At 67.7% G+C, this 12,561-nt stretch carries 15 protein-coding genes; 8 read left to right on the forward strand and 7 right to left on the reverse strand.

The annotated features are described in order from the left end of the window. Positions 1–52: 52 nt before the first annotated feature. Positions 53–1,084: an aldehyde reductase gene (locus AB0P21_RS02870; protein WP_363693351.1), complete on the reverse strand. Its 1,032-nt coding sequence runs from the start codon at positions 1,082–1,084 to the stop codon at positions 53–55. Between the two features lie 102 nt (positions 1,085–1,186). Here AB0P21_RS02870 and AB0P21_RS02875 point away from each other — a divergent pair, with 102 nt between their 5' ends. Next, positions 1,187–2,056 (forward strand): helix-turn-helix transcriptional regulator, encoded by an 870-nt coding sequence (locus tag AB0P21_RS02875; RefSeq protein ID WP_363693352.1) that lies wholly within the window; start codon positions 1,187–1,189, stop codon positions 2,054–2,056. Here AB0P21_RS02875 and AB0P21_RS02880 read toward each other — a convergent pair. The 4 genes from AB0P21_RS02880 to AB0P21_RS02895 all read right to left on the reverse strand — a co-directional run bounded on the left by AB0P21_RS02880 (position 2,013) and on the right by AB0P21_RS02895 (position 4,507). Beyond that, on the reverse strand, positions 2,013–2,459 hold the full coding sequence (locus tag AB0P21_RS02880) for a MarR family transcriptional regulator (RefSeq protein WP_363693353.1): 447 nt from the start codon (positions 2,457–2,459) through the stop codon (positions 2,013–2,015). The two genes, AB0P21_RS02875 and AB0P21_RS02880, sit on opposite strands and share 44 nt — an antisense overlap. After that, the gene (locus AB0P21_RS02885) at positions 2,459–3,085 is read right to left on the reverse strand and encodes a DJ-1/PfpI family protein (RefSeq protein ID WP_363693354.1); all 627 of its coding nucleotides are present in this window, start codon (positions 3,083–3,085) and stop codon (positions 2,459–2,461) included. The genes AB0P21_RS02880 and AB0P21_RS02885 overlap by 1 nt, the downstream gene beginning before the upstream one ends. Before the next feature lie 31 nt (positions 3,086–3,116). Continuing rightward, complete coding sequence (locus AB0P21_RS02890; protein ID WP_363693355.1) at positions 3,117–3,995, reverse strand: alpha/beta hydrolase; 879 nt, start codon at positions 3,993–3,995, stop codon at positions 3,117–3,119. Positions 3,996–4,105: 110 nt separating this feature from the next. Then, a complete protein-coding gene (locus tag AB0P21_RS02895; RefSeq protein WP_363693356.1) occupies positions 4,106–4,507 on the reverse strand; it encodes a VOC family protein in 402 nt (133 codons plus the stop codon). Between the two features lie 165 nt (positions 4,508–4,672). Between AB0P21_RS02895 and AB0P21_RS02900 the strand changes: the two genes are divergently transcribed. Then, positions 4,673–5,428, forward strand: coding sequence for a fructosamine kinase family protein (locus tag AB0P21_RS02900; protein WP_363693357.1), 756 nt, complete (start codon positions 4,673–4,675; stop codon positions 5,426–5,428). Between the two features lie 63 nt (positions 5,429–5,491). Then, complete coding sequence (locus tag AB0P21_RS02905; protein ID WP_363693358.1) at positions 5,492–7,102, forward strand: beta-N-acetylhexosaminidase; 1,611 nt, start codon at positions 5,492–5,494, stop codon at positions 7,100–7,102. Positions 7,103–7,131: 29 nt separating this feature from the next. On the opposite strand, the gene AB0P21_RS02910 is transcribed toward AB0P21_RS02905, so the two are convergent. Continuing rightward, on the reverse strand, positions 7,132–7,407 hold the full coding sequence (locus tag AB0P21_RS02910) for a protealysin inhibitor emfourin (protein WP_363693359.1): 276 nt from the start codon (positions 7,405–7,407) through the stop codon (positions 7,132–7,134). Between the two features lie 446 nt (positions 7,408–7,853). On the opposite strand from AB0P21_RS02910, the gene AB0P21_RS02915 reads away from it, so the two are divergent. Both AB0P21_RS02915 and AB0P21_RS02920 read left to right on the forward strand, forming a co-directional pair. Then, positions 7,854–8,057, forward strand: coding sequence for a cold-shock protein (locus tag AB0P21_RS02915; protein ID WP_012921273.1), 204 nt, complete (start codon positions 7,854–7,856; stop codon positions 8,055–8,057). A 92-nt stretch (positions 8,058–8,149) separates the two neighbouring features. Beyond that, the gene (locus AB0P21_RS02920; RefSeq protein ID WP_363693360.1) at positions 8,150–8,653 is read left to right on the forward strand and encodes a DUF6328 family protein; all 504 of its coding nucleotides are present in this window, start codon (positions 8,150–8,152) and stop codon (positions 8,651–8,653) included. Here AB0P21_RS02920 and AB0P21_RS02925 read toward each other — a convergent pair. Further along, the gene (locus AB0P21_RS02925) at positions 8,634–9,488 is read right to left on the reverse strand and encodes an LLM class flavin-dependent oxidoreductase (protein ID WP_363693361.1); all 855 of its coding nucleotides are present in this window, start codon (positions 9,486–9,488) and stop codon (positions 8,634–8,636) included. The genes AB0P21_RS02920 and AB0P21_RS02925 overlap by 20 nt on opposite strands. Before the next feature lie 166 nt (positions 9,489–9,654). On the opposite strand from AB0P21_RS02925, the gene AB0P21_RS02930 reads away from it, so the two are divergent. The 3 genes from AB0P21_RS02930 (at position 9,655) to AB0P21_RS02940 (ending at position 12,561) form a co-directional block, all read left to right on the forward strand. Next, positions 9,655–11,370 carry a BCCT family transporter gene (locus AB0P21_RS02930; RefSeq protein ID WP_363693362.1) on the forward strand — a complete coding sequence of 572 codons (1,716 nt, stop codon included), beginning with the start codon at positions 9,655–9,657 and terminating at the stop codon, positions 11,368–11,370. Positions 11,371–11,447: 77 nt separating this feature from the next. Then, positions 11,448–12,230, forward strand: a complete 783-nt coding sequence (locus AB0P21_RS02935; protein WP_363693363.1) for a class III extradiol ring-cleavage dioxygenase — start codon at positions 11,448–11,450, stop codon at positions 12,228–12,230. Between the two features lie 28 nt (positions 12,231–12,258). Beyond that, on the forward strand, positions 12,259–12,561 hold the full coding sequence (locus AB0P21_RS02940) for a hypothetical protein (RefSeq protein WP_363693364.1): 303 nt from the start codon (positions 12,259–12,261) through the stop codon (positions 12,559–12,561).

Raw genomic sequence — 12,561 nt, forward strand, 5'->3', positions numbered from 1 at the left:
ACGACTGTCAAGGGAACGTTCCCCCAGACTGGTTCCGGAACTTCCTGATGGGTCAGACGACGCCGCGGTCGAACATGCTCTCCGCGGTGGCCAGCACCGCCTCCTTGGGGCTTCTCGTCTTCAATCCGAGTACGCCGGTGGCCAGGTCGGTGCTGATGTTCTTGGTGATGCCGAGCATCGGCGCGATCTCGGCGATACCCGGGTTGAACCGGGCGGCGACCCGCAGCACGAAGGTCGGGATCGAGCGGGTCGGCACTTTGTTGGCCTTGGCCCCGAGCCGATCCCTGAGCAGCAACCCGATCTGCTTCATCGTGAGCCCCTCGCCGCTGCCGATGATGAAGCGCTTCCCGGCGGCCTCGGGGGTGGTCATCGCCAGCACGTGCGCGGCGGCCACATCGCGGACGTCGACGATCGGGAACCAGAAGTCCGGAAACCCGGGAAGCTCCCCGGCGAGCATCCGGCGGACGACGTCGTTGCCGCCGGAGACCGACCTGCTCAACAGCGGCCCGAACACCGCGACCGGGTTGATGGACACGAGCTCCATCCCGCCACCCTCGGTGGCGACGAAGTCCCAGGCCGCCCGCTCGGCGAAGGTCTTGCTCTTGTTGTAGGCGTTGATCCCTGGGCCGTCGAGGATCGACCAGTCGTCCTCGGTGAACCGGTGATCGGTCCGGCCGTAGCCGAAGCCGATGGCGCCGAACGCCGAGGTGAGGACGACTCGCTTGATGCCGGCGTCGCGGGCGGCGCGGAGTACGCGGAGAGCGCCTTCTCGGGCTGGGCGGATCACGTCGTCCTCGTTGTCGGGGATGCCGTGCGGCAGCGGCGAGGCGACGTGCAGCACGTGGTCACAACCGGCGACTGCTTCGGCCCAGCCGGCGTCACTCTCGAGATCGGCCGCCACCACGGTGAGTGCGTCACCGGGCTCGTGGCCGGCCTGGCTCAGCACGGAACGCAACTGAGCCTCGCGGTCGAGCGATCGCATCGTCGTACGGACCAGGTAGCCCTCGTCGAGGAGCTTGAGGATGCAGTGACCGGCGATGAAGCCGGAGCCGCCGGTCACGAGAACGCGTTGCTGAGTGGTCATGCGGCCAGCATCGCGACCGCTACGGGCAGCTACCAGGACCCTCTCGATCCTGGGAGTGTCAGGACCATGGGAGCGCGCACCCGCTCGGCTTACCGTGGAGGCATGAGCACCGAGCCGAATGCCCTAGGTGACTATCTTCGCGCCCGACGGGAGCTGGTGAGCCCTGAGCAGGCAGGGATTCAGGCGATCGGAGTACGACGGGTGGCCGGCCTGCGGCGGGAGGAGGTCGCGATGCTCGCCGGGATCAGCGCCGACTACTACCTCCGCCTGGAGCAGGGACGGGATCGCAATCCCTCCGTACAGGTTCTCGAAGCCATCGCCCGCGTACTACGTCTCGACGACGACACCACGGCTTACCTGCTCACCCTTGCCGCCGACAAGCCGCGCCGCCGTCCGCGACCGCGCAAGGAGACCGTCCCGGCCGGGATCGTCAAGCTCGTGGCCGCACTCCCCCTGCCGGCCTTCGTTGAGGGCCGCTACCTCGACGTGCTGGCAGCGAACTCGCTAGCAACCGCTCTCTCACCGAGACTCGTTGTCGGCGGCAACAGACTCCGGGACGTGTTCCTGGACCCCGCCGAGCAGGCGCTCTTCCCGGACTGGAAGCTGGCCACCGCCGGGCTGATCGCCGGTTTCCGCGACTCGGTCGGCACCGACACCGACGATCCGCGCTTCATCGAACTGGTCGGCGAGCTGTCCTTGGCCAGCGCCCGCTTCCGCGAACTCTGGGCCCGCCACGACGTACGCCGTCGCCGCGGCGCCGCCATGCGGTTCGCTCACCCTCAGGTCGGCGAGCTGATCCTCAACCGCGAGAAGCTCATCGTCAGCGGCGCGGAGAACCTGGTCATTGCTGTCTACCACCCCGACCCGGACACGGAGGCCGCCGACAAGCTGGCCTTGCTCGGCTCCGCCGCGCTGCCGGCCGCTGACCTCAGTCGGAGAGATCGAGAGCATCCAGCGCCGCGGAAAGCTTAGTCAGCGCCTCCACGGCCTCAGCTAGTTGCTCAGGGCCCATAACGGCCGTCAGTTCGGCGGCGTGGCGAGCGTGGTGCGGGCTGATGCCGTTGATCGCCGCGCGTCCCTCCGGCGTGATCGCCACCAGCTTCGCGCGGCGATGCGCCGGGTTGTCCCGGTACTCCGCGAAGCCGCGCTCGGCCAGCACGTCCGCAGTACGCTGCACTGCTTGGCGCGTGATGCCCATCTCGCGCGCGATCGCCGACACCGACAGCGGCTCACGCAGTACTGCGCCGAGCACCTGCCACCACGCCGCGGTCACGCCGGCCGGCCGAGCGAGATGCTCGGCCAGCTCGAGGAACTGACCGTTCAGCTTGAACGCCGTCAGCGCGGCGCCGGCGAGCAGTTCCTGGTCGCGATTCATCACACGGACATTAGCTCGTAGTACCCGGCCGGGTCCTGATCGCCGTAGAGCTTGTACCAGGAGTCCAGCACCGGCGGCTGGTACACGTCGAGCTGCGCGAAGATCGCCCGCGCGAACTCTACCGGCGCGTTGGCGCTCGCCGTGATCAGCCCGCGGTCGGTCACCGCATGCTCGTCGCGGTAAAGCTCGGATCCCTTGTAACCGTCAAGGCTGTCCAGGAATGCGGCCGCGTTGCTCGTGTGCTCGCGATCGTCCAGCAGTCCGGCCATCGCCAGCCCGCCGGTGGCTCCGCAGATCGCCGCGACCGGTACGCCGGCATCGAGGAACTCACGCGCCTTCTCGACGTACGGCTGATAGGCCTCAGTCGGCCAGAGGTCGTTGCCGGGCAGGACCAGCATCGCGCTGTTCTCCGGCTTGAGCTCGGCCAGCACCGAGTCGGGCAGCACGCGCAGCCCACCCGCTGTGGTGATCGGCTCCAGCCCCACGCTCACCGTCTGGATCTTGAATCGGCCGGGCGCCCGGTGCCAGGCGCCGTTGTTGATGTGAGCGGCGACGAACCCGTACTCCCAGTCGGCCAGGGTGTCGTAGACGGCGAGGTGGACGATGGCGTTCTCGTTCGTGGTCATGACAACAGCTTGTCATTTTGACAAGGTGTTGTCAATCTCCCAGAAAGGCCAGCAACCGCTCTCTGGTCTCGGCCGGCGCCTCCTCCGCCATGAAGTGGCCGGCCTGGACCGGCCCTCCGCTGACATCCGTCGCCCACTCACCCCACAGCTTCAGCGGGTCGTACCAAGTACCAACCGCTCCACCCGGATCCCACAGCGCGAGCACCGGGCAACTGATCTGCCGCCCGCGCCTCCGGTCGTCCGCGTCATGCTGATGATCCAGCGTCGCCGCCGCCCGGTACTCCTCGCAGATCGCATGCACGGTCTCCGGATCCCGGAACTTCGCGATGTACTCCGCGCGCACCTCCGCCGGAAACGCGTCAGGCACCTCCGACCAGCCGTCGAGCATGTGGTTCACCAGTACGTCGGGCGCTCCCGCGATCAGCGTCTCCGGGATCGGCTCGGGCGCGGCCAGAAACGACCAGACCCAGTAGCCAAGGCTGAACCGCTTGTCCGCCCGATCGAACACCTCGCCGGTCGGCACGACATCCAGTACGGCGAGCTTCGTCACCACGTCCGGATGGTCGAGCGCCATCCGGTAGCCGCAGCGCGCTCCCCGGTCATGCCCGACGACGCTGAACGTCTCGTGCCCCAGCGCGGCCATCACCTCGACCTGATCCTGGGCCAGCGCCCGCATGCTGTACGGCAAGTGCTCGGCATCGCTCGGCGGTTTCCCGCTGTCACCGAAGCCGCGCAGATCGGCGGCGACCACGGTGAAGTGTTCCGCCAGCACCGGCGCGACCCGATGCCACATCAGGTGGGTCTCGGGAATCCCGTGCAGCAACAGCACCGGCGGGCCGGAGCCGCCGCGGCGGCCGCGGATCGTCGTACCGGTGGTCTTGAGCTCGAACTGCTCGAATCCGTCGAACATGCGATCCCAATACCCATTCAATGCCTCAAGGAACGGGGGTGAACAGCTGACAGCCGCGGCCCCCAGTACGTCGGGGGCCGCGGCTGTCCGGCCGGAACGGAGCTAGCCGGCTACTCCAGGCAAATGCGGAACGGGTGGCCGGCCGGGTCGGCGTAGACCCGCCAGCCGCGCTCGTTCTCGGCCGGCGGCGCGTCGACCGGGTCGAGCGGTTCGGCACCGAGGGCGACGACCGTGGCGTGACCACTGGCCAGGTCCTCGACGATCAGGTCCAGGTGCAGTTGCTGCGCGTCCATGCTCGGCCAGGTGGCCGGCACGTAGTCCTCCGAACGCCGGAAGCCGAGCGTCGACCCGGGGCCGGTCAGGCTCCGCCAGTCGTTGTCACCGTGCTCGTCGACCTCCAGGCCGAACAGCGTCGAGTAGAACCGGGCGAGCTCGAGGGGGTCCGGGCAGTCCAGCACCACCGAGCCGAGCCGCCCGGCACTGGTGCCCGGCTGCTCTGCCACCTGAGTCATCTGACCTCCAGCTTCCTGTTCAGGAAAGTTCCGTATTTAAGCACTTCGGGCCCGCATTGGCAGGAGGCCCGGCCGCAAACAATGACAGGTCGGACCGACACTTCGCATCTTTCGACACGCCTTGTTGAGCAGTCACGAATTCCGCCCGCTGGCAGAGTGCCTTTCATGCCCGCCGCGCAATTCGTGAAGGAACGCCCCGACGCCCCACCCGGCTTCTTCGAGATCGAAGCCGCCGGCCTCCGCTGGCTGGCCGTCCCGAACGGCGTACCAGTCGTCCAGCCCCTGGACGTCTCCCCCGGTCGCCTCGTCCTGCCGCGTCTGGAGGCCGCACCCCCGACCGCTGCAGCCGCGGAAGCCTTCGGCCGACGCCTGGCCATCACGCACGCCGCCGGCGCCGCGTACTTCGGCGTACCGCCGGACGGCTGGACAGGCGACGGCTACATCGGCAACGCTGCCCTGCCGCATCCCCCAGCACCCGTGGACTCATGGGCCGAGTTCTACGTGACCTACCGGCTTGAGCCGTACCTGCGCCTGGCCTACGACAGCGGAGCCTTCGACGATCGCGAGCGGGCGCTCTTCGACCGCGTGTGCCGCAAGGTCGCCGACGAGGCACCGGAGCCGCCAAGCCGCATCCACGGAGACCTGTGGTCGGGCAACGTGCTCTGGACGCCGGATGGTGTTCAGTTGATCGACCCGGCGGCGCATGGTGGGCATCGGGAGACTGACCTCGCCATGCTCGCGGTCTTCGGGCTGCCTGAGTTGGAGCGCGTGCTGGCGGCGTACGACGAGGCTCACCCGTTGGCAGCCGGCTGGCGGGAGCGGGCTGGGCTGCATCAGCTGCACCCGCTACTGGTGCACGTGGTGCTGTTCGGTGGGTCGTATGTCGGACAGGCGGTCGCCACCGCAGCGCGGTACGGGTGAGTAATGCAAGGAGTTTGCTGAAAGATCTTGACTCTGAGTGTGAGCAGACGAACACTTCCCGTCATGACACGACTCGCCCGCCCTCGTCGTCGGGTCTCGCTGGTAGGCGTCCTCACCGCCGCCTTGCTAGCGACTCCCCTGATCGCCCTGTCCACGCCTGCCGCCGCACAGCCGACCGCTGCTCCCGGTCCCGCGCTGATCCCCAAGCCGTCGTCACAGCAAGCGCTGGCCGGCCAGGACTACTCGCTGAAGCCGTGGAGCGTCGTCGGTGTCGCCTCGACCTCCAAAGAGCGCCGTGCGGCCCAGAAGGTCGCCGAGCTGCTCACTGCCCAGTTGCGCCGCTCCACGGGCTATCCGCTGCCCGTAGTACCGCTGGTGCCTGGCGTGACCGACATCAAGCTCTCCACCAACGGCCCGGCCTCGCTCGGCGCCGAGGGATACCAACTGCGGGTCGACCGCAAGGGCCTCAGCGTCACGGCTGCGACTCCTGAAGGCCTCTTCCGCGGCGTCACCACGCTCCGGCAGCTGCTGCCCGCCAAGGCCGACGCCAAGACCCGTCAGGCCGGTCCCTGGACGCTGGCCGGTACTGCGATCGCCGACTCGCCGCGCTTCGGCTACCGCGGCGTCATGCTCGACGTCTCGCGGCACTTCTTCTCGGTGGCCGAGGTCAAGCGCTACATCGACCTCGCGTCGCTCTACAAGGTCAACAAGTTCCACATGCACCTCGCGGACGACCAGGGCTGGCGGATCCAGGTCGACTCCTGGCCGCGGCTCACGACGTACGGCGGCAGCCTGGAGACCACCGGGACGCCTGGTGGGTCGTACACCAAGGCCCAGTTCGCGGAGATCGTCCGGTACGCCGCCGATCGCTACCTGCAGGTGATCCCCGAGATCGACACTCCCGGCCACACCAACGCCGCCCTCGCGTCGTACGCCGAGCTGAACTGCGACGGGGTCGCCCCGCCGCTCTACACCGGCACCGAGGTCGGCTTCAGCACTCTGTGCATCGACAAGCCGATCACCTACGACTTCCTCGGCGACGTGTTCCGCGAGGTCGCCCAGCAGACCCCTGGTGACGTGATCCACCTTGGTGGAGACGAGGCGCACTCGACGCCGCACGAGGACTACCTGAAGTTCGTCCCGAAGGCGGCCGCACTGGTCACCAAGCAGCACAAGCGGGTGATGGGCTGGCAGGAGATCGCCGACGCACCACTGCCGCCCGGCAGCATCGCGCAGTACTGGGGCACGGATGACGCCCGGTCGCAGGAGCTGGCCCGCAAGGCAGCGGCGCAGGGCGCGAAGGTCGTCATGTCGCCGGCCAACCGGGCCTACCTGGACATGAAGTACGACGCGAGTACGCCGTGGGGTCAGGACTGGGCCGCGCTGGTCGACGTGAAGACGGCGTACGACTGGAACCCGTCGACGCTCATCCCGAACCTCCCGGAGAGCGCGATCGCCGGGGTCGAGGCGCCGCTGTGGACCGAGACGCTCGATGACCTGGACAAGCTCGAGTACATGGCGTTCCCGCGGCTGCCGGGCATCGCCGAGCTGGGCTGGTCGCAGGCTTCGGCACTCGACTGGACGGCATACAGGGAGCGGCTGGGCGGTCAGGGCTCGCGATGGGACGCACTGAGCGTCAACTTCTACCGCGCGCCTGAGATCAACTGGCGCTAGTAGCTACTTCGTAGTCGCACCGCCTGGCTCTAGGACTGCAGGATCCGGTCCAGGAGCCAGGCGGTGTCTGCGTCCAGGTCCTGTTCGGCCACGATCAGCTCTGTGGGCTCCGAGTCGGCGGCGTCATAGACCTGCAGCCGGTAGACGTACCGATCGGGCTGCGGGCGCCCTGTGCCCAGCTGCGCGCTGCTGAGGCCGCGCGCGACCTGTTCCAGCCGTTCGCTGTCCGGTTGGGCCGAGGTATCTAGCTCACCGCTCGCCATCAATCCGGCGAATCCACCGCTGCGTACCACCTTGAGGATCACCCGGCCACCCTTGCCCGCTGGCCGGACGATGTCCAGCTCTCCGACACGCCGGGGAAATCTCGTACCGGCCCGCGGCGATCACCCGGCGTACAGGCTGGTTTGTCCACCCTTGTCGGCCGCCGGAACCGCCCGCTGAGCGGTGGCCCCGGGGGAATCAGCAGGTCGGCGGGGGTTTCGTTGTCTCGTCACCCCAGTTCGCCGGGGCCCGGTCGTCACGACGGGTGATTGACGCTGCGTGGCGAGCGGCGACTTTCCGCGACACGTGTTCCCGATCACCCCCCACACCAGGCCCTGGATCGGCTACAGTTATCGCGTTGCAGTTTTGGACTCCCACTGACTTTTGCTGTGCTGTACGGCCGGTTTCGTCGTCTGGGGCCTTTCGGCGACACGCGGTTCATGAGGTGTGGATCGCGTCTTGTTACAAGCCATCAAGGAGATAGACAACAATGGCTGTCGGTACCGTTAAGTGGTTCAACGCTGACAAGGGCTTCGGCTTCATCACCCCGGATGACGGTGGCGCGGACGTGTTCGCGCACTACTCCGCCATCCAGACCTCGGGCTTCCGCTCGCTGGACGAGAACCAGCGCGTCGAGTTCGAGATCACCCAGGGCCAGAAGGGCCTGCAGGCGGAGAACATCCGCCCGATCTGATCCCCGGATCAGTCCTTCTAAGAACTGAGTAACGAGAGAGCCGTACACCTTCGGGTGTGCGGCTCTCTTCAGTGTGGGGCATCCTCTACCGCATGACCGATGAGCAGCCGCCGCCCAACGCTCGTTATCACCGCCCGGAAGAAGACGCCGGCGAACGCCTCGACCGCCAGTGGATCGAGTTGCTGCAGGAGTTGCGCCTGGCCCAGACCGGCACCCAGGTGCTGTTCGCGTTCCTGCTCGGCATCGCCTTCACCGAGGTCTTCCAGCGGGCCGACGCCTTCACCCACGACGTGTACGCCGCCACCCTGGTCGCCTCGGCGCTGGCGGCCGGACTGTTCCTGGCGCCGGTCTCGTTCCACCGGATCACCTTCCAGAAGAAGGTGCGGGACCGGATGATCCCGATCGCCGGTCACATGACGAGCGCCGGCCTGGTCTTCCTGGTCCTCGCGATCAGCGGCGGCCTGCTGCTCGCCATCGACGTGGTGCTCAACCGGACGACCGCCATCATCATCGTGACGGTCGTGCTGGCCTGGTTCATCACCTTCTGGTACGTCCTGCCGACCTGGATCCGGCGCTCTAGCGGAGCCGGGGAATGACCTCAGTGGCGATCTGCTCCAGCACCTCTTCGGAACCGGCATAGACACCTTCGGCGCGGGGCCAGTGGGTGATCACGTCGGTGAAGCCGAGCTCCGCGGCGCGGCCGACCAGGTCTTCGAAGGCGTCGACGCTGCTCAGGGCGTAGCGCGCCAGGTCGAGGGAGAGGTACCGGTCGAAGGGCCGGCCCTCTAGTACGTCGTCCAGCCGGTGGCTGAGGTCGCGGACCGAGGCGTGCCAGGTGTCGAAGTCGTCGCTCTTCAGGCCGGTCGTCACCCAGCCGGCGCCGTACTGGGTCGCCAGCCGGAGTGAGCGGGGACCGTTGGCGGCCATGATGAACGGGACCCGGGGTTGCTGGATGCAGCCGGGCAGCGTGCGGCCGTCGACGGTCTCGAAGTACTCGCCCTTGAAGTCGACCCCGTCGGTGGTCAGCAGCTTGTCGAGCAACTCGACGAACTCCTCCAGCCGGTCGACCTTCTGTCGAGGCGTCAGCTCCTCGCCGCCGAGGATCGTGCTGTCGATCCCGCCGCCCGAGCCGATCCCGCACAGGAACCGGCCGTCGGAGATGTCGTCGAGGGCGAGGATCTCGCGGGTGAGCGCGAGCGGGTGCCGGAAGTTCGGCGAGGTGACGAACGTGCCCAGTTTGATCGTCGTGGTGGCCAGCGCCGCCGCGGTCAGCGTGGGGGTGGTTCCGTACCACGGTGAGTCCGGCAGACCGCCCCAGGTCAGGTGGTCGTAGGTCCAGGCGTGGTCGAAGCCGAGTTGCTCCGCGCGGCGCCATTTCGGCTCCGCTACGGACCAGCGGTACTCCGGCAGGATGGTGATTCCGAATCGCATGGTCCGCACCCTAACGCCTGTCCCGGAGGCCCTCCTGCGCGAGGACTCGCCGGTGTGGTCGAGGCCACGATAGTTGCATTTCGCCACGATCTTAGGAATGGTCGTTGGGCAGTCCCCCTATAAAAGAAGAAACGGAGGCGCGCCCGAAGCGAGGCGTGTATCAGCTGTGGCGATCGATTTCGACAGCCGGCAAGCGAACCCCGACCACGCTAACGAGCACCCTGCGCTCGCGGCACCACCCCCGCCCGGTAGCCGAAGTACCGGCTCCGGGCTGGACAAGATCGTCTTCGGCGTCACCGCCGTCATCGCCCTGGCCTTCGTGGCCTGGGGTTTCGCCAGTGCGACCAGCCTCGGGACGGCGTCCACCTCGGCGCTGACCTGGGTGGAAACCAACACCGGCTGGCTTTTCGTGCTGCTGGCCTCGGGCTTCGTCGTGTACGTGTTGTGGCTCGCGGCCGGCCGCTACGGCAACATCCCGCTCGGCGCGGACGACGAGCAGCCCGAGTTCAAGACCGTCTCCTGGGTCGCGATGATGTTCAGCGCGGGAATGGGCATCGGGCTGATGTTCTACGGCGTGAGCGAGCCGCTCTCGCACTTCATGAAGCCGCCGCCCGGCACCGTCGAGGGCGGCAGCGACGCCGCGCTGCAGACGGCGATGGCGACCACGTTGTTCCACTGGACCCTGCACCCGTGGGCGATCTACGCGGTGGTCGGCATTGCGATTGCCTATGGCACCTTTCGGCGCGGCCGCTCGTCGCTGATCAGCTCGGCGTTCGCGCCGCTGCTGGGCAAGCGCACCGAGGGACCGATCGGCAAGGTGATCGACAGCCTGGCGATCTTCGCGACCCTGTTCGGCTCGGCCGCCTCGCTCGGGCTCGGCGCGCTGCAGATCGGATCCGGCGTACGGATCCTCGGCTGGCTCGACAAGACCGGCAACGCGGTACTGGTCGGCGTGATCGCGGTCCTCACCGCGGCGTTCGTCGCGTCCGCCGTCTCGGGTGTTGCCAAAGGCATCCAATGGCTGTCGAACGTCAACATGGTGCTCGCGGTCACGCTGGCCGCGTTCGTCTTCGTCGTCGGCCCGACGGTCCTGATCCTCAACCTGGTGCCGACCGCGATCGGCGACTACCTGCGGGACATCGCCGAGATGGCGGCGCGGACCGAGGCCAGCGGTGGCGACGACATGGCCACCTGGTTATCGTCGTGGACAGTCTTCTACTGGGCCTGGTGGATCTCGTGGACGCCGTTCGTCGGGATGTTCATCGCGCGGATCAGCCGCGGCCGGACGATCCGGCAGTTCGTCACCGGCGTCCTGCTGGTGCCGTCGATGGTGAGCCTGGTCTGGTTCTGCATCTTCGGCGGCGCTGCGATCGACACCCAGCGCAACGGCGTCGACATCGCCGGCCAGTCGACCTCGGAGGGCCAGCTCTTCGGCCTGCTGGACCACTACCCGCTGGCGTCGGTGACCACGATCCTGGTCGTCGTCCTGGTCGCGATCTTCTTCGTCTCCGGCGCTGACGCCGCGTCGATCGTGATGGGCACGCTCTCCTCTCGCGGCGCGATCAATCCTCGCAAGTCGGTCGTCGTCTTCTGGGGCGTACTGACCGGCGCAGTCGCCGCGGTGATGCTGCTGGTCGGCGGTGGCGGCGCGAAGGCGTTGCAGGGTTTGCAGAACCTCACGATCGTCGCTGCACTCCCCTTCGCGATCGTGATGGTCGGCCTCGCGGTCGCCCTCGCCAAGGACCTGCGCACGGACCCACTGGTGCTCCGCAAGACGATCGGCACGGAAGCGGTCGAGGCCGCGGTGATCGAGGGTGTCAGCACCCACGGCGACGACTTCTCGCTCGTCGTCGCGGGCACCGAGGATCCTCCGAAGAAGTAGCCCGTACGTAGCTCGTTGGAATAAATTGAGCATTCAACTACATTGGTAGGGGTAAGACACCTCGAGAGGACCTACCGATGAGTGACGCTCTGCCTGTGCTGTACCTGAGCCACGGCGCTCCCCCGCTGGCCGATGATCGGCAATGGACGGGGGAGCTCGCCGCGGTGTCGGCCGGGATCGAGAGGCCGACCGCGATCCTGATCGTCTCCGCCCACTGGGAGGCCGCGCCGCTGACCCTCGCCGCGACTAAGACCGTGCCGTTGCTCTACGACTTCTGGGGCTTCCCCGACCGGTACTACGAAGTCCAGTACGCCGCCCCCGGCGCGCCCGACCTCGCCAACCAGGTGCGCAAACTCCTGCACTCCCCCGCGACACCCGTGTACGACGACCCGCGGCGCGGGCTCGACCACGGCGCCTATGTGCCGCTCAAGGAGATGTATCCGGACGCCGACATCCCGGTGCTCCAGGTGTCGATGCCGACGCTCGACCCGACCGAGCTGTACAGCATCGGCCGCAAGCTGGCACCGCTGCGCGAGCAAGGCGTGCTGATCATCGGCAGCGGTTTCACCACGCACAACCTGAGCGCCGTGAACCTCGGCGGTCGCCCGGATGCGGCAGCGCCGTCGTGGTCGATCGAGTTCGACGACTGGGCCCAGCGGGCACTCGCCAAACAGGATGTCGACTCGCTCATCGACTTTCTGCACAAGGCGCCGGCCGCGAGCATCGCGCATCCACGGACCGAGCACTTCGCGCCGCTGTTCGTTTCTCTCGGTGCCTCGGAGGACTCCCGCGGTACGGCGGATACCGTGGTCGACGGCTTCTGGTACGGCCTGTCCAAGCGCTCGTGGAAAATCGGGTAGCTTCACCGACGAACCGAAGGACTGAGCTGTGGCTGACCGACCTGAGATCGTCTGCATCTGCGGCTCTGCCCGGTTCATGGACGAGATGCAGGCGGCCAACAGCGACTTGACCTTGGCAGGCGTCATTGTCGTCGCCCCAGGCGTCTTGCCAGGCGCCGAAGTGACCGACGAGCAGAAGGTCGCGCTGGGCGCCCTTCACCTGCGCAAGATCGACCTGGCCGACCGCGTTCTGATCGTCAACCCCGGCGGCTACCTCGGCGAGTCCACCAGCAGGGAGATCGCCTACGCCCGCGCCGCCGGCAAGCCGGTCTCGTTCACCGATCCCGGCTGA

Source organism: Kribbella sp. NPDC056861 (assembly GCF_040687575.1).
Classification (GTDB): domain Bacteria; phylum Actinomycetota; class Actinomycetes; order Propionibacteriales; family Kribbellaceae; genus Kribbella.